This window comes from Parasphingomonas zepuensis (assembly GCF_036663735.1).
In the GTDB taxonomy this organism is placed as follows: domain Bacteria; phylum Pseudomonadota; class Alphaproteobacteria; order Sphingomonadales; family Sphingomonadaceae; genus Sphingomonas.
The window spans coordinates 126,943-150,046 of sequence record NZ_JAXOJO010000006.1 but is presented as its reverse complement, the minus strand read 5'-3'; the positions used below and the strand labels follow the sequence as shown (position 1 = coordinate 150,046).

Genomic DNA, 23,104 nt, shown 5'->3' with positions numbered 1-23,104 from the left:
TTGGTACCCGGCACAGTCTGGTCGCGAACGGCAATGAGTGATGGTCAACGGACATTGCCGAAGTTACCATTCATCCATGCGAGCGTTGAGCCTGATCGGAATCGCGGCATTGGCTGCATGTGGAGGTACTTCGCCGGGATTGTTTGAGAAACCCCGTGTCTCAATGCCCTTGCTCAGCCCGACTGGCGCCATCATGTCTCAAGGCGTTTATCGGCTGCCTTATGCCGATGGATCAAGAGTTTCAGTGTTCGATGATGCACGCACTCATCGCCCAGTCACTCGGGTCGATCTGGTAGGGGAGCCCCGGCAGGGACAGACGCATCGAATCGTCGCGGCCGCAGCCGGCACGGTGATGGCCATTCAAGATGGTTTTGCTGCACAGCAGAGCGGGCGAGCGGCGGCAGATTGCCGCAACAACTATCTCTGGATCGCACACCCCAATGGCGAATGGACGCTCTATTCCCACATGCGCCATGGAACGACCACCGGAGATGCCGGGCTCTCGGTCGGGCAGCATGTGAAGGTCGGACAGTATCTTGGGGACGAAGGTAGCGTGGGCTGCGCCATGCTTTCGCATTTGCATTTTGAAGTCGCAGTGCCTGCGAAAGATAATCCGATCGACGAAGGCGGGTTTATTACGGACAATCCGGAAAGCCGCCGCAACCGCGTGCCTCGCTTTTGCCTGCCCGAAACAAGGGAAGTGATAAAGGACGCAGTCTACTCGGCACTCAAGTGCGGGCGCTCGTCCCGCTGATCAGCGAGCGCCGGTTGGATCTCAACGCAGCCTAAAATAAGCGCCTGCTCTGTGGCGCTAGCGGTAGCATCCTGCTCGGGTATCAAGTTTCAGATTTTCACCACCAGCGGGCGGGCCCGTGTGCGGTACGAGGCCAGCGGTATCACGCGGACTAATGGGACAGTTAAGGGCGCGGCGGCTTCCCATCCGGCCCATCATCCCGTTAGGCAGGTTGGGACGATCAGGTGGAGCGGGATGATGAGCGAGGCACGCGGACCCAATATCCTGGTCCTGATGGCAGACCAGCTGGCCCCGGCCTTTCTGCCGGCTTATGGGCACCCCGTCGTCATGGCGCCGAACCTGTCGCGGCTGGCGGCCGAAGGTGTCGTGTTCGACAGCGCCTATTGCAACAGCCCGTTATGCGCGCCGTCGCGCTTCTCATGGATGGCGGGGCGCCTGCCCTCCGCCATCGGCGCCTATGACAATGCCTGCGAGTTTCCCGCCGACCAGCCGACGATCGCGCATTATCTCCGCTATCAGGGATATCAGACGATCCTTGCCGGCAAGATGCACTTTGTCGGGCCGGACCAGTTGCACGGTTTCGAGGAGCGGCTGACCACCGACATCTACCCCGCCGATTTCGGCTGGACGCCCGACTGGTCCGATTTCGAGGCGCGGCCGAGCTGGTATCATTCGATGGATTCAGTGACGAGCGCCGGGCCGTGCGTGCGCACCAACCAGCTCGATTTCGACGAGGAGGTGACGTTCGTCACGCGGCGCAAGCTGTTCGAGATCGCGCGCAGCAATGATGCGCGGCCCTTCTTCATGGTGATGTCGCTGACTCACCCGCACGATCCGTTCGCGATCCCGCAGCGTTACTGGGATCTCTATGACGATGCCGAGATCGAGATGCCGCGAGTGCATATTCCGGCTGAGCAGCGCGATCCGCATTCGCGCCGGCTGCGGCACGTGTGCGGCAACGATCTGGAAGAAGTGACCGACGCGCAGGTGCGCGCGGCGCGGCACGCCTATTACGGATCGATCGCGTTCGTCGACGAACAGTTTGGGGTAGTGCTGGATGCGCTGGCCGATAGCGGCCTGGCCGGGGATACGGTGGTGGTCGTGATCGGCGATCACGGTGAAATGCTCGGCGAGCGCGACCTCTGGTACAAGATGAACTTCTTCGAGGGCGGCGCGCGAATCCCGATGATCGTCCACGCGCCCGGCCGGTTCGCGCCGCGCCGGGTGGCGGAAAGCGTATCGTTGATCGACCTGTTGCCGACCTTCGTCGAGATGGCGGGAGCGCCGGTTCCCGAAAAGCTGATCTCGGCGGCGGACGGAACCAGCCTGGTGCCGCATCTGACCGGCGGCGACGGCCCGGACGGTGTGATTGCTGAGTACTTGGGGGAGGCGGCGCTCGCGCCGATCGTGATGATCCGGCGTGGGCAGTGGAAGTTCATCCATTCGCCGGTCGATCCCGATCAGCTGTTCGATCTTTCGGCAGATCCCGACGAGCTGCACAATCTCGCGGCCGATCCGGCGCAGGCCGAACGGGTCGCCGCATTTCACCGGGAAGTGGCCGAACGCTGGGACCTTGGCCGGCTGAACGAGGAAGTGCTGGACAGCCAGCGGCGCCGGCGGCTCGTCGCCGCGGCGGCGCAACGCGGCGCGCTCACATCATGGGACTTCCAGCCCTATCGCGATGCCGCGCAGCAATATGTGCGGGCGCATATGGATCTCGAGGATATCGAGGCAGCGGCGCGCTTCCCCCGCGTGCGGCAGGAATAGGCTCAGGCCGGCCTGCTGCCGGCGAGAGCGATGAGCAGGCTCTTGCGATCGCACACGCCGACGATTCCCTCGGGACCGGTCAGGAGGATCGGATGGTCGCGCTGGGCACACAGCCGCATCAGATCCCGGATCGGGGCATCGACCGGCGTGGAAATGATCCCATCGGGAACCCCCACGACGCTCAGATCCTCGACATGCGTGAAATCCTGCCGGGTCCCGTCCAGCGCGACCTGCGACAGGCTCTCGGTCAGGCGGTAACGCCCGACCCGGTCGATCACCAGGCCGAGATCGTCGCGCACGAGATCGGCGAGCGGCCGCATCACGGTGGCGCCGGTCATCACACTCATCGGGTTCATGTGCCGGACGAAATCGGCGACATAATTGGTTTCGGGACGCAGCACGATGTCCTCGCCGGTGCCGCTCTGGATGATGCGGCCGCCCTCCAGGATCGTCACCTGATCGCCGAGCTTGATCGCTTCCTCGAGATCATGGCTGACGAACAGGATCGTCTTCTGCACCTGCTCCTGCAGCGCCAGCAATTCGTCCTGCAGCCGGGCGCGGATCAACGGATCGAGCGCGGAGAAGGGCTCGTCCATCAGCAGGATGTCGGCATCCGTGGCGAAGGCACGGGCGAGCCCGACGCGCTGCTGCATCCCGCCGGACAGTTCGCTGGCATAGCGATCGCCCCAGCCTTCGAGGCCGACCAGCGCCAGCCGCTCGTCGACGATGCCGGCGATCTCGGCGCGGGATTGTCCGCGCAGCTCAAGCCCGAGCGCGACATTCTCGCGCACGGTGCGCCAAGGCAGAAGGGCGAATTGCTGGAACACCATCGCGATGCGGCGCCGGCGGATGTGGCGCAGCACACCTTCGTCGCATTCGGCGATGTCCTTGGCGCCGACGCCGTCCTGCACCAGCACTTGCCCGCGCGTCACCTTGTTGAGCCCGTTGGCCGCGCGCAGCAGAGTCGATTTTCCCGAGCCGGACAGGCCCATCAGCACCGAGATCTTGCCCTGCTCAACGGCAAGGTTCGCCCCCGCCACGCCGAGCGTGACGCGGAACTCAGCGGCGAGTTCGGCGCGCGTCGCGCCGGCGTCAAGCCGCGCCAGCGCCGCCGCCAGCTTCGCTTCGTGCTTCCGCCCGGCGCCCGGGCAGAACAGGATGTCGACATCGCGGAATTCGAGCGCGAGAGGCATCAGGCGGCTCCTGCCGGTTCGTTGCGCGTCATGCGATCGAGGATGATGGCGAGCAGGACGATCGCGAAACCCGCTTCGAAGCCCATGCCGACCTGCACCGTGTTGAGTGCCCGCACGACGGGCACGCCCAGCCCGCCGGCGCCGACAAGGGCGGCGATCACGACCATCGACAGGCTGAGCATGATGCACTGGGTGACGCCGGCCAGGATCGAGCCCGAGGCGGCAGGCAGCTCGATCTTGGTGAGCAACTGCCAGCGGGTCGCGCCGAAGGATTCGCCGGCTTCGATCAACGGCCGGGGCACGTTCATGATGCCCAATTGAGTCAGACGTATCGGGGCGGGCAGGGCAAAGATGACGGTGGAGATCAGCCCCGGCACCACGCCCAGGCCGAACAGGACCAGCGTCGGGATCAGATAGACGAAGGTCGGCAGAGTCTGCATCAGATCGAGCACTGGGCGCATCCAGCTGAAGGCGCGGGGCCGGTGGCCGGCCCAGATGCCGATCGGCACCCCGATGATCGTGGAGGTGAGGGCAGCGAACAGGACCAGCGACAGCGTTTCCATCGTGGCTGCCCAATAGCCCTGGTTGATGATGAACAGCAGCGCCGCTGCGACGAACAGGGCAAGCGGGATCGAGCGCCGCAGGACATAGGCAAGGACTGCGATGAGCAGCGCGCCGAGCACCGGCGGGACCGCATTGAGCAGGGCGGTGAGCCCGTTCACGGCCGATCCGACCACCAGCGTGACGAGCGCGAATATCTGGCCCCGGCCTTTGATGGTCTCGACGATATCGGCCATCCACGCGCCGACCGGGATTTTGTGGGCGGTGATGAAGTTGGTCGCGCCGGTCTCGCCGAGCTGGGCCGACACCGCGGCCAGCCCGGGCTGGCCATCGACGGTGGACACATCCTTCAGCCACGCCGCGAGCCGATCGGGATGCGCGGCGAGCCAGTGCCGGGCCGCCGCTTCGGGATCGCCGCTGGTAAGTCCGGCCTCCATCAGCGCATTTTCGTCGCTGACACGGAACGACAGGTTCTGCAGCAGGCGGCCGACATTGGGGCAAGCGGCCAGGTAGCCGCGGCGCACGGTGGTGTAGACCTTCGCGCCGCCGAAATTGGGGCCGAACACAGCGTCGCCACCCGACAGATAACGCATCGCGAAGCGATCGTTCATCGGATGCGGCTGCCAGCCGAGGAAGACGATCGGCCGCTTGTCGCGCACCGCACGCTCGACTTCAGCGAGCATGCCTTGTTCGCTGCTTTCGATGAGGGTGAATTTGCCGAGCCCGAACTGGTTCTTCTGGATCATCCCAAGCACCAGCCGGTTGCCGTCATTACCCGGTTCGATGCCGTAGATCTTGCCGCCAAGCTTGTCGGCGAACAGATGGATCTTCGAAAAATCCGTCAGGCCTGCCGCAAACAGATCGGCCGGCACCGCCAGCGTGTAGCGCGCCTCGGTCAGGTTGGCGCGAACCGTCTGCACATGGCCCTTGTCCCGGAAGGGCTTCAGGTCCGCATCCTGCATCGGCATCCAGTTGCCGAGGAACACATCGATATCGCCGGCTGCCATCGAATTGAAGGTGACCGGGACCGACAGGATCGTGGTGCGGGGCTGATAGCCGAGTCCCGCGAGGATCTGGCTGGCGACCGCCGTCGTGGCGGTGACATCCGCCCAGCCGACATCGGCCATGCGCACGGTGCGGCAGGCGGCCGGCTCCTGCGCTGAAGCGGGCGTGGCCCCCAATGTCATCGCGAGCAGTGAACCCAGTAACAACCAGAATCTCGGCACCGGCGTTCTCCCCGTCCCCACCGGGAGTTGACTGGACATTCAACGCGAGCGCAAGCCCTGCCTCATATTTTTCTTGGTCAGCGCGAAATAATCGCGCAAACGCTTGTCATCGTCGTTGAACGATCATTCAAGAGGTATGCATGACTCCTCCCGTCGCCACGGCGACCCTTCCGCGCCCGATCGAGGATTCGCGCCGAGCGCAGGTGATCGAATCGACCATCGACAGCTTGGCCGAAGTCGGCTTTGTCGGCACGACGCTTGGGGAAATCGCCGGCCGTGCCGGCATCTCGGCCGGGCTCGTCGCGCATTATTTCGGCGACAAGAACAGCCTGCTCGAGGCGACGTTCCGGTCACTGATCACGCGTCTGGGCGATACCATGCGCGTGCGCCAGAAACTCGCCGAGACACCGCGCGAGCGGCTTCAGGCAATCATCGATGCGACTTTGGCGTCGGAATGTTTCGATCAGCGCACCAGCACCGCGTGGCTCGCCTTCTGGGGGCAGGTGCTCCACACCCCGGGTCTAGGGCGGCTGCAGCGCATCTATCAGAAGCGGCTCCTGTCCAATCTGCGCGAAGCCCTGCGGCCGCTGGTCGATGCGCCGGAGGCGCGGCGGCTGGCGACGATGATCGCGGCGATGATCGACGGCGTGTGGCTGCGCGGTGCCCTTTCGGGCTGGACCGAGACCGACGGTGATTCCGCGCGCCAGCTGCTTACCTCCTTCGTCGATCGCCACCTCGCCCTGGCGAAGGGTGCGGACCTTGGCGTGGCACGGAGCACGATCCAGCCCGTCGATCCCGCAACCGGGCGAGTGATCGCGACGCTGTCCGTGACGCCGTCGGAAGCGCTGGACGCGATGGTAGGGCGGGCTGCGGCCGGGCAGACGATCTGGGCGGCGATGACCGGGACCGAGCGCGGCCGGGTGCTGCGCCGCGCCGCGGACCTGTTGCGCGAGCGCAATGCCGACCTGGCGCTCCTCGAAACGCGCAATACCGGCAAGCCCGTGCAGGAGACGCTGGCGGTCGATGTCCTGTCCGGGGCGGATTGCCTCGAATATTATGCCGGCGTCGCCGCGACCATTGCTGGCCAGCATATCGATCTCGGCCCTGCCGCGTTCGGCTATACGCGGCGCGAGCCGCTCGGCATCGTCGCCGGCATCGGGGCGTGGAATTACCCGCTACAGATCGCCTGCTGGAAGGCCGCGCCGGCGCTCGCCTGCGGCAACGCCATGCTGTTCAAGCCGGCCGAGCAGACCCCTCTCACGGCAATCGAGCTGGAGAAGATCTTTCTGGAAGCCGGCCTGCCCGAGGGCGTGTTCCAGGTCGTGCTCGGTTATGGCGAGACCGGCAGCGCGCTGGTTCGCCATCCTGGGATCGCCAAGGTGTCGCTCACCGGATCGGTGCCGACTGGCAAGCGCGTGATGGCGGCGGCGGCCGAAGGGCTCAAGCCGGTGACGCTCGAGCTGGGCGGCAAATCGCCGCTGATCGTCTTCGCCGACGCCGATATCGGCAATGCCGTGTCCGGCGCGATGCTGGGCAATTTCTATTCCTCCGGGCAGGTCTGCTCGAACGGGACGCGGGTGTTCGTCCAGCGGGCGGTCCTCGATCCTTTCCTCGCCGATCTGACCGAGCGCACCGCGCGGCTGCGGATCGGCGATCCGGCCGATCCGGCAACGCAGATCGGCCCGCTCGTCAGCCGCGAGCAGATGGACCGGGTGCTGGCGCATATCGAGCGGGCGAAGCAGGAAGGCGTCACGCTTGTGGCGGGCGGCGCGCGGCTGGAATCGGGGGCGCTGGCCGATGGCTATTATGTCGCACCGACGATCTTCCTTGCCGCGGACGACCGCGCCTCGATCGTGCGCGACGAAGTATTCGGGCCAGTGATGACCGTCCTGCCGTTCGATGACGAGGATGAGGTGATCGCCCGCGCGAACGACACCGAGTTCGGCCTTGCCGCCGCCGTCTTCACCCACGATCTGACGCGCGGGCACCGCGTGATCGCGCGGCTGGATGCGGGCACGTGCTGGATCAACCAGTATAATATCACGCCGATCGAGTTGCCGTTCGGCGGCGTGAAGGGATCGGGCATCGGCCGCGAGAACGGGCTGGCCGCGATCGAGCATTATACCCGGATCAAGAGCGTCTACGTCGCCCTGGCCGACATCGATTGCCCCTATTGAGCCGATAGCGAGGATGCCGCGGATGGCAGACACATATGATTATATAGTCGTCGGTGCCGGATCGGCCGGCTGCGTGCTGGCGGACCGGCTGACCGAGGCGGGGCACAGCGTGCTGGTGCTGGAATTCGGCGGATCGGATCGATCGGTCTTCATCCAGATGCCGAGCGCGCTGGCGATCCCGATGAACATGGCCAAATATACCTGGCAATATGAGACCGAGCCGGAGCCGCAGCTGAACGGGCGGCGGATGCACGTGCCGCGCGGCAAGGTGCTCGGGGGATCGTCGTCGATCAACGGGCTCGTCTATATTCGCGGCAATCCGATGGATTTCGAGCGCTGGCGCGACGAGGGCGCGGCCGGATGGGGTTATGCCGATGTGCTGCCCTATTTCCGGCGCGCCGAGAACCGGCAGGAAGGCGGCGACGCCTATCGCGGCGATGAGGGCAAGCTGCACACGCGCTACGGCCGGCTGAAAAACCCGCTCTACGAGGCGTTCGTCGAGGCCGCGGGCCAGGCTGGTTATGCCGCGACGGACGACGTCAACGGCGAACGGCAGGAGGGCTTTGGCCGGATGGACATGACGGTGAAGGACGGGCGCCGCTGGAGCGCGGCCAATGCCTATCTGAAGCCGGCCATGGCGCGACCGAACCTGACCGTGCTGACGAACGCGCTGGCCAGCCGGGTGTTGTTCGAGGGCAAGCGCGCGACCGGCGTCGCCTATCGCCGCGGCGGAACCGATCATGTCGCGCACGCACGCGCTGAGGTAATTCTGTCGGGTGGGCCGATCAATTCGCCGCAGCTGCTCAAGCTCTCTGGCGTGGGACCGGCGGCCGAGTTGCGGCGGCATGGCATCGCGGTGGTGCATGATCTGCCGGGCGTGGGCGAGAATCTGCAGGACCATCTGGAATTCTATTTCCAGATCGAATGCACGCAGCCGATCACGCTCTATTCGTCGATGAACCCGCTGTCGAAGCTTGCGATCGGCGCGCGGTGGCTGGCGCTGAAGGACGGGCTCGGCGCGACCAATCATTTCGAGAGCTGCGGCTTCATCCGCAGCCGGCCGGGGATCGGCTATCCCGATATCCAATATCATTTCCTGCCGATGGCGGTCTCCTATGACGGCAGTTCGATGGCGGAGGGCCATGGATACCAGGCGCATGTCGGGCCGATGCGATCCAAGAGCCGGGGGCATGTGCGCCTCCGTTCGGGCGATCCGGCGGAAAAGCCCGAGATCCTGTTCAACTATATGAGCCATCCCGACGACTGGACCGAGATGCGCGCCTGTGTGCGGCTGACGCGCGAGATTTTCGCGCAGGCGGCGTTCGATCCCTATCGCGGACGGGAGCTCCAGCCGGGCGCCGATGTCGTAACGGACGAGCAGATCGACGCGTTCGTGCGGGAGAAGGTGGAGAGCGCCTATCACCCATCCTGCACCTGCAAGATGGGCGCCGATGGCGATCCGATGGCGGTGGTCGATCCGCAACTGCGCGTGCGCGGGGTCGAAGGGCTGCGCGTGGTCGATTCCTCGACGATGCCGTCAGTGACGACCGGGAACCTCAACGCCCCGACGATCATGATCGGGGAAAAGGCGGCCGACCATATCCTGGGGCGGCCGATGCTGGCGCCATCCAACGCGCCGTTCCACCGGGCGACCGGGTGGGAAACGGCGCAGCGCTGACGGCCTAATAGTCCTTCGAATAGCGCAGGTTGATCGCGGTGCCATTCGAGCCCCCGGTCTGGCTGAGCAGGCTGAGCGCCTTCGACAAAGCGATCTCGATCTGAGTTGCGGTGAAGCCGCGCGTATCGGTGACGATCTCAACATAGATGTCGTTGGAGATATATTGCCCGGCGGCGACCGCAGTGCCGCGACCGGTCGCTTCGTCGGCGCCGAGGATGCGAAGACGGTCGATCCCCGTCGCCGAGCGCAGCTTGCCGAGCGGATTGAGGCCACCGCCCGACCCACGCAGCCCGTTGAGCGCGGACGCGAGCTGGATCGCCTGAGTCGGCGACAACTCGGTGATCGAGTTGCCGAACAGGATGCGCGACAGCAACTCGTCCTGCGGCAGGCTGGGGGACGAGGTGAAGGTGATCTGCGGGTTCTGTGCGCGCCCGGCGATGTTGATGGTGATCGCCGTGCCTGAGATGGTCGAGGTTGCGGTCATCGACAGCGACGGGTTCGAGACGGGGCCGCCCTCGAAGCGGATCACGCTGTTCTGATCGAGATCGAAGCGCTTGCCGGCGAAATTGTAGGTGCCGCGGACGAGATCGACATTGCCGATAACTTCGGGCGCCGCCGATGTGCCGCCGACGCGGAGATCGGCGCTCCATTCGCTTTCCAGGCCCATGCCGCTGACGAACAATTTATTGTCGGCGCGGATGCGGAGGTCGAGCTTGAACAGGCCCGGTGGGCCAGCGGCGGCGGCCTGTTGCAGCGCCTGGGCGCGCGTAGTGCCCTTGCGGCGCACGCCTTGCAATTCGGCGATCTCGGCGGCACCCTGCCGGATGATTTCGTAGCGCACTTCCGGCAGGCGCAGCGTGCCGGAGATCAGCGCGCCGGCAGCAGCACTGTTGGTGACGGCGATGTCGCCCGATACCGTCGCGCCAAGCGCGTCGCTGCGCGCGAGTTGCGCGTTGGCGAGCGTGGCGCGAACGTCGATCGGGAAGCCGGCATCCTTGCCGAACCCGACGCTGCCGCGCGCGGTAACGGTGCCCTTGCCGGCCCGGCCGGTGAGCTCGGTGATCTCGAACCGATCGTTGGTGAAGCGCCCGTTGACCCGGATCGCGGTGATCCGGGTGCCATAGGTTTCGTTGTCATAGGTCAGTGCGTTGGCGCGGATGACGCCGGTCAATTGCGGGCTGGACAGGCGGCCGGAGAAATCGGCGGCGATGCCGATTGGGCCGGACAGCTGCTGGTCAGCGATGCCGGCGAGGCTCCACAGGACATCGGCCGGGCCGTTGTAGCGGATCCCGCCGCCGAGCGGCGCCTGCGATAGCGCCGTCGTCCACGCGCCGCTGCTGACAGGCTGAAGGCGAAGCTGGGCGCGGCCGATGACCGCACTGCCGCGGCGGATCACGGCGGCGAGCGTGCCGCCCTCGGGCCGCAGGGTGCCCTGCGCGGCGATGTCGACCGGGGTGGAGACGATCGCAGCGCCGGAGCGGGTAAAGCTCTTCACGGCGATCCGCAGATCGGCGCGAGGGAAGCCGTTGCCGGCCTGGGCGAAATCGAGGCTGCCGGTCGCGCGGCCGCCGATACCGGCGCCGGCAGCGAAGCTGTTGAGCACGGCTAGGTCGAAATTCTGGAAGCGGGACTGGAACTCCAGGCCGCTGCCATAGCGTCCGGCGACGCGCACCTGACCCTGGGGCAGGACGATCGCGACCGGCAGCAGCGTGTAAGTGCCGCGCGCCGCACGGATCGTGGCGGGCTGGGCGAGCCGGAAGGGGATCGCTCCGACCTGTCCCTGTGCGGCGACGCGATAGAGATCGGGCGAGAGCAGGGCATTCGCGGCGACGTGGAAGCTGGCCCCGCTCGATCCGTCAGCGACGAGCTGTGCGGTACCGCGGCCACCGCGGTAATTCACTTTCGCGCGGGCCGTCTTGAGCACGAAATCGCCCTGCTGGACGCCGGCAAGCTGCACGTCGGCGAGGATCTCCGGCGCGTTCGGATAAAGCGTGAGGGTCGCGTCGATGATCGCGCGATCGATGATGAGCTGGGCCTGACCCGGGATGTGCGCGCCATTGGCGCGGGCGGCGATCTGCGCGCGCTGGACCTTGCCGACGGCGCTCAGCGCAACCGTGCCGGTGACGCCGGAGCCATTGGCGGTGAGCCGTCCGGTGAACGGACCTGCCGCGCTTTGCTGCACCGTCCCGGCGAACGCGATTCCGGCGAACCGGCTGCGGCGGACGTCGATGGTCAGCGGGCCCTTGCCGGTGCGGACCAGGATGTCCGCGTCGAATGGGCCGTAAGGCGAGCCGCCGGTCGCAGTCACGGCATAGCCCGCGCCCGTACCGCGTACGACTGCCACCACATCGCTGAGCTGGACACCGACATTGGGGCGGCTTGCCCGCAGCGTCACGAGCGGCCGCTCGACCGTGCCGGACACGGTGACGGCCAGCGGACCATATTGATCGGAGCTGCCCCGTGCCGAAAAGGCGATCCGGCCATCGGGGCGGTAGCTGCCCTGGCCGCCCGACAGCCGGAAGCGCGGTGCCCCGACCCGGAGATTTCGGATCTGGAAGACGCCCTGCGGATCGAAGCTCAGATTGCCGGCGACCACGGTGCGGCCACCGAGGAACTCGGCCGCGGTGGCATTGTCGATGCGCACGGTCACTACGCCGAAACGGCCCTGGAGGCCGAAGCCGCCAGACGGCACGGTGACGAGGTTCATGTCGGTCGTCAGGTTCACGATACCGACGCCGTCGATGCGGTAATTGTTGATGCGGCCCTTGAGCGCACCGCGATAGATGCCGGTGGAGAGATCGGCGACGACGATCGCGGTCGCATCGATCTGGGGCGATCGGAGCCGGAGATTGTCGGACAGGATGGTATCGCCGCTGACCGCGAATTCGCCGTCCACCGTGACGTTGGTGAGCAGCCCGCCGGCGGCCGCGTTGAGGCCAGTCACGCGGGCGATGCGCGCCTTGACGGGCACCAGGATGCGATCGGCATCGACGCGCGAGCGGCCCTCCGCATAGAGGCCCTGAACGACGGTTTCGCCGAAGCCGATGGCCGCCGCGCTGATCTTGTAATCGACCAGCGGCCGCGCAAAGGCGCCGTCGAGCCGCAGAGAGGCGCGGACGTCTCGCCCGTTCAGCTCTTTCGCGATCGAGCCCGGGGTGAGCAGGCGCGCCTCGACCTGCAGGCCGCCGAAGCGGCTCTGGCCGAGATCGAGCAGGCCGTTGGCGGTCACTGCGATCGCATCCGACTTGAGGGCGAGGCGGGTCTCGGCGCGGCGCTGGTTGAGGGTCGTGGTGAGATCGACCAGCAGGGCGGGGGCGGTCAGTCGCTCGACCGGGCCCGTCATGATCAGGCCGGGATGGAGCGGGCCCTTGACCGTGAAGGTGCCGTTGCGCGCGCCCACGACAAGGTCGGCGAGCCGGCCATTGCCGAGCATCGCCTCGGCCTTGCCCTGCCAGTCGGCCCAGTTGCCGCGTCCGGTGATGCGGGCGACCAGCGGCTGTTTCAGGCCTGCCATGCCGGCCACGATCCCACCTGTCGGTGCGGTAAGGCGCGCGTCGAGGATCAGGCGGTTCTGGTCGGGCACTGCGTCGAGATTGAGGACGAGCCGGTCGCCGCCATCGAGCGCGGCGGCATTGCCGGTGATCTGGGCGCGTCCGTCGGCGATATGGGCGACCGTGTCCAGCGTCATCACCCGGCGTACGCCGGTGACTGGTGCGCCGAGGATCAGCCGATCGACCTTCAGCCGGCCGATATCGATGTCGATATCGGGCAGAAGCGGTGCGTTCGGGTCCGACGGGGTCGGCTTCAGCTCCGGCAGCCGGGCGAGGGTGACGGTGCGTGCGGTGGCGGAGCGGATGTCGGCATGGTTGCGCAGGAAGGCGAAGGGGCGCCAATCGAGATCGACCAGCGGCGCGGTGGCGAATACGCCCTTGGGATCGCTGATCCGCAGGTCGCGGATGGCGAGCTTGCCGTACAGCGATCCGTCGATCCCGCCGAATTCGACCTTCAGCCCGGACGCGGTTTCATAGCCCGAGAACTGGCTGACGACGAAGCGCCGGCCCGGCGCCGTGTTGAGGGCGAAGACCGCCAGCACCGCCAGGACGAGCAGGGCGGCGATGACGACCCCAAGCCATTTGGCGATGCGCCAGGCCAGGGGCGTCCGGCGCGGAGCAGGCTCCAGGGCGATCTCGTCGGTCATCAGAAGGCCTGCCCGATCGAGATGTAGATCGCCACCTTGGGATCGCCTGCACGCCGTCCGATCGGCGTAGCCACGTCGAGCCGGAGCGGGCCGAAATTGGTGTAGAAGCGGCCGCCGATGCCCGCGCCATAGCGCAGATCGGTGAATTTGGGCTGGGTCGAGCTATAGGCCTGGCCGACATCGAAGAAGGGCACGATGCCGAAATCGCCGAAACGGTATCGCGCCTCTATCGCGCCCTCGACCAGGCTGCGCCCGCCGATTGGATCATTGTCCGGATCGCGCGGACCTAGTCCCTGGAAGCCATAGCCGCGGACCGATCCGCCCCCGCCCGAATAGAGCCGCCGCGACGGCGCGATGGCGTCGCGCGGGGCTCCGGCGATCGAGGCGGCGCGGAGGCGCGCGGCGATGACGAGACTGTCCGAGACGGGATAATAGGTGCTGCCGTCGATCTGGGCGCGGACGTAGCGGTAGTTGCTGCCCTCGGTCTGCGAGGTCTCGGGGCTGAGGCGGATCATCGCGCGGAAGCCCCTGGTGGGGTTCAGCAGGCTATCCGAACTGTCGAACGCAAGCTGGCCATTGATGCCGCCGATCCCGTAGTTCTGGAACGCGCGGGTGCCGCGCGCCGGCTGGAACGTGTCCTCACGCGCGCCGAGGATCTCGAAGCCATAGGCCCAGGTCCATTTCTTCTGCCAGATCGGCGTCGAATCGAGCGAGATGCGGCCGTTGATGCCGACCGTCAGCGCGGTATAGGCATCGAAATCCTGGCGGCTCGCGGCGAGCGACAGCGAGACCGTCTTGTCGCGCCGGCCGGCATTGGCGCGGCGGAAGGTGCTGGACACAGCCTGTTGCTGCGTGCCCGCGGTGCCGGAGAAGGACAGCGAGCCTTCGGGCACGAACAGGTTGCGGTGAGTCCAGCTGGCGTCGAGGCGGAAGCCCTCGCCGGTCGAATAGCCGCCGGTCGCGGCCAGCCGGCGCGGCTTGCCGGCATTCTGGGTGACCAACAGATCGACCACTTCGGTGCCGTCGGCGGCCACGCGGCCGGTGCGATTGGGCTGGACCGCGACGCTGTCGAACAAGCCCGTCGCGACCAGCGCCTCGCGCAGATCGTTGACCCGGCGTTCGTCATAGAGCTCGCCGGGGCGGAAGCGGGCGAGCACGCCGACATGATCGGCATCGAAGGCTAGCTTGCCGGTGGTGGAGTAGGTGCCGAAGGACGAGCGCGGCCCCGGATCGACCGGCAGGGTATAATCCCCGATGTGAGTCGCGTCGTCGAGGACGATGTCGCGGTCGCCGACCGTCACGAAGGGGTAGCCCTGCTGCGGCAGCTTCAGCGCAATCGCGGCCTCCGCCGCCTCGATCGCCGCGGCGACGATCGGATCGCCGGTCCGCAGCGCAAGCGCATCCCGGGCGAGACCCGCCGGTATGGTCACGGGCCCGACCACATCGATGGTCCCGAGCGCATAGCGCCCGCCCGGCGACGCGGTGATCGTCGCGACCGCCCGGCCCGGCTGGTCCCGAACCGGCTCGACCCGCGAGGTGACGACACCGTCATAATAGCCTTCGGAGCGGAGCAGGCGCAGCGCGAGCCCTTCATCCTCGCGCGCCCGGGCGGCGATCACCGCGCCGTTCGCGCCCTTGCCATCGCCCTTGTCGAGCGCCGACAGAGCGCGGAAAGGCCCTTCCAGCTCCACCTTGTCGAGCCCGTCGACCGTCACCGAATAGCGGATTTCGGGGACCGTATCGGCGACGTCCGCCGCGGTGGCCGCGGGCGGCTCGACATCGAAGCCGGCGAGCGGCGGCAGCGGCTGATCGATCGCCAGATCGGCGGACAACGTGGCCGCCGTAGCTGAAGGGGCGGTCTGAGAGACCGGGGAGACCGGAGAGACTGGGGAACTCGGCGGTGCTGTGGCCGTCGCGGCAGACGCCGCGTCGTCCGGTAGGGCATCGATGCTCTCGATCGGGGCAAGTGGCGCAGCGAGCGCTGGATCGATCGGCGGCAATGCCTCCTGAAACTGGGAATCGGTGACGATCGCCTCGTCCGCCGGTTTCGCGGGCTCAGCCGACGCGCGGGCCTGCTCAAGCGGGTCCGCGGCCCGCTGAGCCGAGGCCGGTAGCGCCATGGTGCAGCCGAACGCCATAGGGAGGAGGGCAAGTGTGGACTTCAATCCCGGATCCCGAACAAAACGCGTGGATTACCCGCCCTAGTGGCTGTGGGAGCGATGGTCCATAAAGGAGTACAAAGACTTGGTTTCTGGAATGCGGGTTCATCCCGCTCCGGCAACCGATCGTCGCCGTCAGCCGACTGAAGGGAAGGGGCAATGGTTCAGGTAATCGGCATCGACCATCTCGCGATACGTGTCGGGGATCTGACGCAATCGAAGGTTTTTTACGATCGCGTGCTCGGGTTCATGGGGTTCGAGTGCGAGTGGGAATTCGGCGAGGTTGTCGGCTGGAACAATGGCGAGACCATGTTCTGGATCACCCAGGCCGACGCGGCAGGCCGGGGCCGCCCGCACCGCACCGGCGACATCGGCTATCACCATTATGCCTTCGAACTGGGCGCCCGCGAGCAGGTCGACGCGCTATATCAATTCCTGCTGAAGGAAGGGGCCGAGATCGTCGATCCGCCGGCCGAGTATCCCGATTATGGCGAGGGATATTATGCGGTCTATTTCCTCGATCCGGACGGCCTGAAGCTGGAAGCGATGCATTTCGTCGAGAAGGAGAAACGGCGGGCGCGGCTTGCCCGCCAGCGCGGCGCCGAAACCTGACAGGACGATCCGGCGCTGGTCAGCCGCGTAGCAGCCGCCGCGCCAATGCCGCCAGCTTCTTGCCGGGCGGGCGCAGGAAGCGGCTCGGAAAGGGGGTGCCCTTCGGCCCGTTGGGATCGCGCAGCTCGTTGCGTTCGCCCGCATCCGGGCTGAGCGGAATCTGCATGCCGCCAGTCTCTTCGAGCCGGGCAAAAAGCTTCTTGCTCATACGGTCGGCCAGCGCTTCATGGCCGGGGCGGGCGAGGAGATTGTCGGCCTCCATGGGATCGGCCTGCAGATCGTAGAGTTCGTCGATATCCCAGACGCCGTGGAAGTGGATATATTTGTACCGGTCCTCGCGCAGCGCGTGGACGGTCGGCGTTTGCGGGAAATTGCGCTCCCAATAATATTCGTAGAGCAGCTCCTTGCGCCACGGCACTGCCTTGCCTTGAGCGAGCGGCAGGGCGTTCGCACCCTCCATCGCGGCTGGCGCCGTCAGGCCGGCGGCCGCCAGCATGGTCGGCGCGACATCGATGTTCGCGACCACCTGGTCGACCGTTCCGGGGCCGAACAGCGCCGGGCACCGCGCGAGCATCGGGATCCGCATCGAATCCTCATAGGCGGTGCGCTTGTCGATCAGGCCATGCTCGCCGAACTGGAAGCCGTTGTCGCCCATATAGAGGATCAGCGTGTCGTCGAGCTCGCCGCGCTGTTCGAGCAGGTCCATGATCTGCGCCAGGCCTTCGTCGACCGCCAGCAGGGTCTCCATATAGCGCTTGTAATAATCGCCGATGTCGAGCGTGCCGTGATAGGGATAGTCGACGCCGTGCCAGCTGTTGCGCTGGTTCTCCACCCACATCGGACGCCCGGGCGCCCCGGCCTTCATCGTCGCCGGATAGCGGAAGCTCTCCTTCGCATAGCGCCCGGCATGGCGCGGTGCCGGGATGAATTCCGAATGCACGGCCTTGTGCGCGAGATGCATCATCCATGGCCGCTTGGGATCGCGCTTGCCGATCCAGTCGAGCGCATAGTCGGTCAGTTCGTCCGTGATGTAGCCGCGCTGGGGCACTGGCTTGCCGTCGACGTTCAAGCCGTCTTCGCTCGGCCAATAGGTTCCCTGGCCCTTGAAGCTGACCCAGCGATCGAAGCCGGGCTGCGGCTTGTCGGTCTCGGCGCCCATATGCCACTTGCCGATAAAGGCAGTCTCATAGCCCGCCGCCTGCAGATATTCGGGGTAATAGATCAGGCCCGGCGGGATCGGGTGGTTGTTGTCGACGACCTTGTGCTGGTGCGCATAGAGGCCAGTGAAGATCGATGCCCGCGATGGCGAACAGAGCGCAGTGGTAACGAACGCGTTGCGGAAATGGACTCCCTCGCGCGCAAGCCGGTCAAGCGTCGGCGTGTCGCCGAAGCTCTGCGCCTTCATGAAGCCCATGGCGTCGAAGCGATGATCGTCGGTGAGGACGACCAGGATGTTGCGCGGACGAACGCCGATGGCCCGCTTCAGCGCCAGCTGCTTGGGTTGCTGAACCGGCGTCGCCGCAGCGGCGGCCCAGCTGAACAGGCCGAACGCCCCGCCGCTTCCCGCCAGGAGGACGCCCCGGCGGGTTGGTTCGTCGCTCATCGTTGATGCTCCATATGCGCATAAGGATCGGTCTGTCCCGCCAGCCACGGGTCATGCGTCGCCGCGCGTACTGCCTGCAGCCGCCGGCGCATGTCGGCCAGCACTTTTGCATAGGCCGGATCGGCGGCGACATTGTCGATCTCGTCCGGGTCCCGGGCGAGATCGTACAGCTCTTCGGCCGGTCGCTTCAGATAGGCGGCCTGGCTGCGCTTGCCGAGCCGAATCGCCGGATCGGCGCTGATCGCCTTCCAGCTCGGCGATCCCGCAACATCTCCGGCTATCGGGTAATCGAGTGGGAAAGCGAGGTTCGCAATGTAGCTGTGGGTGCGCGTCCGCACCGCGCGCATCGGGTAATATTGATTGATCTCGTGGAAATCATGGCTGGCGAATACCGCATCGCGATCTGCCGCGCCGGTCCGGCCGAGTAGCGGCAGGAGCGATTTTCCGGACAATGGGTATTGGGTTGGCGCCGCGACACCAGTGAAGTCGAGCACGGTCGGCGCGATATCCACCCAGCTTACCATCGCGTCGTTGACGCTTGGCCGTGCCCCCGGCGCGCGGATGATCAGCGGCAGATGCAGCCCGGGATCGTAGAGATTAGTCTTGGCCCCGGGGAAGGGGCGGCCATTGTCGCTGAGGAAGATCACCAGTGTCTCGTCGGCCCGGCCGGTTTCAGCGAGATCGTCGAGGATCATGCCGACCCCGGTATCGAGGCGGCTCAGCGATTCATAATAGGCAGCGAGATCGCCGCGCACTGCTGGTATATCGGGAAGGTGCGGTGGGACAGGCACCGTTGCGGGATCATATGAGACGGGTTTGACGCCCGGCCAGGGCCGATCATTGCCGTAATCGACTGCCGCGCGGTGCGGATCGCTATAGGCGACGGTGACGAAGAAGGGCCGGTCGTCCGACGAACGGATGAAGCTCGACGCAGCGATCGCGAGCTCGCGCACGTCGCGAATGCCGGAGCGTTCCGGCACCAGCTCGACCTCATAGGGAAAGGCGCTGTCCGGCCCGACATGCTTCTTGCCGACCAGCGCGGTCGCATAGCCCGCGTGCCGCAGCATCGCGGGGAGCGTTTCGATGCCGTCGAGCAGCGACTGGTGATGAACGTCGTGCTGCAGGCCGTACATGCCGTTCTGGTGGGTGTAGAGCCCGGTGTTGATCACCGCCCGGCTCGGGCTGCAGGAGGAGACGGCAGCAAAACCCTGGCTGAACCGCGTCCCGTCTCGCGCGAGACGGTCGAGCCGGGGTGTCCTGATGGGCACGCCGTAGCAGCCGAGATCGAGGCCCTGGTCGTCGGAAATCAGGAGCAGCACGTTGCGGCGGGGCAGCGCGCCGGCCGCCCGGACGGCCGGAGCAAGTGCCGTTCCGGCGGCAAGGGCCGCGGCGCCGCGCAGGAGAGTGCGTCGATCCATACTTCCCCGTATCGCACTCCTGAGCTGCGCGACAGGGCGCCGGAAGCTCCGGCGCCCTGTCGCCTCAGAAGCTGACCGCAGCGCTGAACCGGAAGGACCGGCCGAGGATCGGGCGGGCGAGGATCGGACCAGATCCCTGCGAGCCGATGATGCGCGGATTGCCTTCGGTCAGCCCGATCTCGTTCGTCAGATTGTTGCCGGTGACCTGGAATTTGAACCGGTCGCCGACATTGACCGAGACGCCTGCATCGAGCTGGTAATAATTGGGCAGCAGCTGGTTGTTCTCCGGATCCGAAAAACGGTCGCCGGTATATTGCAGCGTCGCGAAGACGGACGGCTTCAGGCTGCCCACCTCCAGCTCATAGGCAGGCGTGACGCGCCAGGTCCAGCGCGGCTGGCGCTGCACCTGGTTGCCGGTATTGTCGATCGTGCCGTTGCCGGTGAAGAAGTCCTGATAGGTCGCGTCGAGATAGGTTCCCGCAGCGGTCAGGCTGAAGCCGCGGAACGGCCGCACGGCACCTTCGAGCTCGACGCCGGTGGCCTTGGCCCCGCCGATCGAGCTGGTCGGCACATTGTTGATGATCTGGGTCGTCGCCAGGCCGTCGAACTTGTTGTGGAAGACCGTCGCGTAGAGATTGGCGAAGGGCAGGGAGACCTTCAGGCCGCCTTCATAGGTATCCACTTGCGCGACGATCGTCAGGCCTTCGCGCAGATTGTCGAACTGCGGGAAGCTGTTGCCACGGCTGTAGCGCGCGAACACGCCGATCTGGCTGGTGATGTCGTAATTCGCACCCGCGGTCCACGACCATTCCGACTGAGCGTAGCGCACGGTGCGCGATGGGCCGAGGATGTTGGAGGCGTTGTCGTAGAGCGTGTTCGGATTGCCGTCCTGATCGACCGTGCCCGATGGGGTGCGGATCGTCGCATCCACGACGTGGCGCTGCCAGCGGACGCCGCCGTCGACGCGCAGCTCCGGTGTGATCTGGAATTCGTCCACGCCGTAAAAGGCATAGTCCTTGCCGGAATAATAGGCATCGACGAGGAAGCCGGCGCCGGACGAGAAGCCGTTGCTGGTCGCGATCCGGCCATCGCCGAGCGTGAGGTTGAGCAAGCGGGCGCTCGGCTCGGCGGTGAGCAGCACCTGGTTGCCCAGCGCCCAATTGTCGCGCGTATTATAGTCAGCGAAATAGAAGCCGCCGGTCAGCTTGTTGCTGCCCGAGGTGAATTCGAGGGCGACATCGTTGACGAACGAGTCGATCTCCTTGCGCACTTCCCAGATGCCGGCGCGCATGACTTGGGCGTTCGCGCCCCCGGCCACCGCGCCGCCGCCGTTGACATAGGTGAGGCTGCCGACGGTCGATCCGGCGCCGCCCAGCGCGACGGCGGTTGCCGTGGCGCTGCTCGGCGGGCCTACGGGCACGAGGCCGACGGTGTTGGCGCTGCCGCCGAGGTAGCTGAGGCGCTCGCGGATACGAAGGCCGGTCGCCAGCTCATAGTCGAAGCTGAGGCCGACATTTCCGATGTTCGCGCCGCGGCCGTCCGCCAGATCGACCGTGCGTCCGGCGAGGTTGGTGGTGACCTGCGTCTCGCGGCCAGCCAGCGTACCGGTGCCTGCGTCGAAGCCGGGATATTCGCTGATCTTGCTGCCGTTCTGAACGATCGGGATGGGCAGCAGCCACTGGCCGTGATCGTTGAGATAGCGCGCATAGATTTCGACCGAGCCCCGGCCGCTGAAATCGTGATGGATGTTGGCGGTGATCTGTCCGCCCTTTTCGGCGCGGAACCGGGGATCGCGGATGCCGTTGCCCTGGGCATAATAGCCGCCGACCATGAAGCCGGTATTTTCATCGAGCGGGCCGGAAATCCAAGCGTCGCCGCGCACTTCGTCATAATCGGTGTAGGAGATTTTCGCGAGACCATGCAGCGCGTTGCCGCCGGTGCGCTGGACCACGTTGACGGTGAGGCCCGGCTGGCCGTTCGAGAACAAGGATCCCGTGCCGCCGCGGACGGCCTCGACGCGCTGGACCGTCTCGTCGAGGCGGATCAGCTGCGAATTCTCGAGGAAGGACAGAGTCGGGGGCGGAAATATCGGCACGCCGCCGAGCTGGAAGGTGACGAACTGCGCGTCGCCGCCGGACGGATAGCCGCGGACGAAGATGTTGGCGCCGTTCTGGCCGCCCGAGCTCTCGGCGCTGACGCCGGGGACAGTGCGCAGCAGATCGGCCGTGCTGTTCGGGGCTGCCTGCGCGATCGCTGCGCTGCTGAGGGTGGTGACGGCAAAGGCCGCGTCCTGGCGGCGTGTGCCCCCGCCGGCGGTGCCGACGACGATGATGTCTTCACCCTCATAGGGCGTATCGACCGCGTCCGTCGATTCGACCTGGCCGGCGCTGGCGTCCGGCGTGGTCTGAGCCTGGGCGGTGGTAGCGAACAAGGCCAGCGGCGCGGCGCCGGCCATCAGAAGTGCAGTGCGGAGCATTTCATTCCTCCCCTGTGATTGGGCATGCTTGCCTCTCGAACCTCGATTCTAGGCAAATCTGAAATGCTTTTCAAGACAGCTTTCACAGATCCGTATTTCTGCCGCTTGCTACGAGGGCGGGGCCTGCTACGAAGGTTGCAATGAGCGAGGACAAGGCGATCAGACGGAGGGGAGGGGCGCGAGGCGCGGCGTCGCGACCGACGATGCACGACATCGCGCGTCTCGCGAACGTATCGACCCCGACTGTGTCGCGGGTGCTGAACAACAGCCCGCTGGTCAACGAGGAGACCCGGGCGCGTGTTCTCGAGGTCGCCAATACGCATGGCTATGCCGTCAACCGCAACGCGCAGAAGCTGCGGCATGCGCGGACCAACACCATCGCGGTGATGCTCGATTTCGGATCGCATCGTCACGGCGCGATCGGCGATCCGTTCATCTTCGAGCTGCTCGCCGGCGTTTCCGAGGCCTTGTCGATCCGCAACCAGGACCTGCTGCTGTCGCCGCCGGGGCTGGAGGATGCCCGGGCGTTTCGGGATTTCTTCCATGCCCGCGGCGCCGACGGGTTCATCGTGCTTGGCCAGGGCACGCGCGACGTGATGCTGCGGGCGCTTGCGCGGGAGGATGTGCCGCTGGTCGTCTGGGGCGCGGTTTCGGCGGATGCGGGCTATTGCGCGGTGGGCAGCGACAACCTGGCCGGGGGCAAGCTGGCGGGCGCGCACTTCCTTGCTCAGGGCCGGCGACGCTGGCTGTTCATCGGCGATATCCGGCACGAGGAGTTGCGCCTGCGCTATGAAGGGCTGAAGCTGGCGGCGGCCGGGCATGGCGATGTCACGATCGACCTGTTGCCGATCGAGTCGATGGCCTTCACCGCCACCGCGGAAACGGTGTCCGCCTATCTGGCCGGGGCGCCTGCTCCCGATGCGGTGTTCAGCTTTTCCGATACCGCGGCGATGGCGGCGATCGGATCGTTCCGGGAGCGCGGGCTGGTTTCGCCGCGGGACTTCTCGCTGGTCGGCTACAACAACATCCCGCCGACGGCGCATTTCAGCCCGGCCATCACGACGATCGACCAGAAGACCGACCTGGCGGGCGCGCTGCTGGTCGAGAAGCTGATGCAGCTGATCGATGGCGGGCACCCGCGATCGGTGGTGCTGCCGACCCGCGTGGTGGTGCGCGAGACCTGATCCGACGGCGTTTCGAGGGCCATAACGATCGCCACCTGATCGGCTCTTGAAATCGTTATCAAAGGTCCGGTATCCCCGCGGGCACAGAATGATCGGGG

General features: G+C 66.3%; 13 protein-coding genes. 6 read left to right on the top strand and 7 right to left on the bottom strand.

Features of this window, described 5'->3' with window-relative positions:
- The first annotated feature begins 40 nt into the window (after positions 1-40).
- On the top strand, positions 41-754 hold the full coding sequence (locus tag U1769_RS21225; RefSeq protein ID WP_332720142.1) for a M23 family metallopeptidase: 714 nt from the start codon (positions 41-43) through the stop codon (positions 752-754).
- 237 nt (positions 755-991) lie between these two features.
- Positions 992-2,521, top strand: a complete 1,530-nt coding sequence (betC, locus tag U1769_RS21220; protein WP_332720027.1) for a choline-sulfatase — start codon at positions 992-994, stop codon at positions 2,519-2,521.
- A 2-nt stretch (positions 2,522-2,523) separates the two neighbouring features.
- Here betC and U1769_RS21215 read toward each other — a convergent pair whose 3' ends face one another.
- Both U1769_RS21215 and choW read right to left on the bottom strand, forming a co-directional pair.
- Entirely contained in the window at positions 2,524-3,714 is a 1,191-nt protein-coding gene (locus tag U1769_RS21215) for a quaternary amine ABC transporter ATP-binding protein (RefSeq protein ID WP_332720026.1), read from the bottom strand.
- Positions 3,714-5,501 (bottom strand): choline ABC transporter permease subunit, encoded by a 1,788-nt coding sequence (gene choW, locus U1769_RS21210; protein ID WP_332720025.1) that lies wholly within the window; start codon positions 5,499-5,501, stop codon positions 3,714-3,716. Before choW ends, U1769_RS21215 begins: the two co-directional genes overlap by 1 nt.
- A gap of 140 nt (positions 5,502-5,641) precedes the next feature.
- Between choW and betB the strand changes: the two genes are divergently transcribed.
- Together betB and betA are read left to right on the top strand one after the other, a co-directional pair.
- Positions 5,642-7,678, top strand: coding sequence for a betaine-aldehyde dehydrogenase (gene betB, locus U1769_RS21205; protein ID WP_332720024.1), 2,037 nt, complete (start codon positions 5,642-5,644; stop codon positions 7,676-7,678).
- Positions 7,679-7,700: 22 nt separating this feature from the next.
- Positions 7,701-9,356, top strand: coding sequence for a choline dehydrogenase (betA, locus tag U1769_RS21200; RefSeq protein WP_332720023.1), 1,656 nt, complete (start codon positions 7,701-7,703; stop codon positions 9,354-9,356).
- Between the two features lie 4 nt (positions 9,357-9,360).
- On the opposite strand, the gene U1769_RS21195 is transcribed toward betA, so the two are convergent.
- Positions 9,361-13,554, bottom strand: coding sequence for a translocation/assembly module TamB domain-containing protein (locus tag U1769_RS21195; RefSeq protein WP_332720022.1), 4,194 nt, complete (start codon positions 13,552-13,554; stop codon positions 9,361-9,363).
- On the bottom strand, positions 13,554-15,386 hold the full coding sequence (locus U1769_RS21190) for an autotransporter assembly complex protein TamA (RefSeq protein ID WP_332720021.1): 1,833 nt from the start codon (positions 15,384-15,386) through the stop codon (positions 13,554-13,556). Before U1769_RS21190 ends, U1769_RS21195 begins: the two co-directional genes overlap by 1 nt.
- A gap of 486 nt (positions 15,387-15,872) precedes the next feature.
- Between U1769_RS21190 and U1769_RS21185 the strand changes: the two genes are divergently transcribed.
- The gene (locus U1769_RS21185; protein WP_332720020.1) at positions 15,873-16,325 is read left to right on the top strand and encodes a VOC family protein; all 453 of its coding nucleotides are present in this window, start codon (positions 15,873-15,875) and stop codon (positions 16,323-16,325) included.
- Between the two features lie 19 nt (positions 16,326-16,344).
- Here the strand turns inward: U1769_RS21185 and U1769_RS21180 are convergent, their stop codons facing one another.
- From U1769_RS21180 to U1769_RS21170, 3 genes are all read right to left on the bottom strand, one after another.
- Positions 16,345-17,928: a sulfatase family protein gene (locus tag U1769_RS21180; RefSeq protein ID WP_332720019.1), complete on the bottom strand. Its 1,584-nt coding sequence runs from the start codon at positions 17,926-17,928 to the stop codon at positions 16,345-16,347.
- Positions 17,925-19,346 (bottom strand): sulfatase family protein, encoded by a 1,422-nt coding sequence (locus U1769_RS21175; RefSeq protein WP_332720018.1) that lies wholly within the window; start codon positions 19,344-19,346, stop codon positions 17,925-17,927. Before U1769_RS21175 ends, U1769_RS21180 begins: the two co-directional genes overlap by 4 nt.
- A gap of 64 nt (positions 19,347-19,410) precedes the next feature.
- Complete coding sequence (locus tag U1769_RS21170) at positions 19,411-21,822, bottom strand: TonB-dependent receptor (RefSeq protein ID WP_332720016.1); 2,412 nt, start codon at positions 21,820-21,822, stop codon at positions 19,411-19,413.
- A gap of 203 nt (positions 21,823-22,025) precedes the next feature.
- Here U1769_RS21170 and U1769_RS21165 point away from each other — a divergent pair, with 203 nt between their 5' ends.
- Positions 22,026-23,006, top strand: a complete 981-nt coding sequence (locus tag U1769_RS21165; protein WP_332720014.1) for a LacI family DNA-binding transcriptional regulator — start codon at positions 22,026-22,028, stop codon at positions 23,004-23,006.
- Positions 23,007-23,104: the final 98 nt, after the last annotated feature.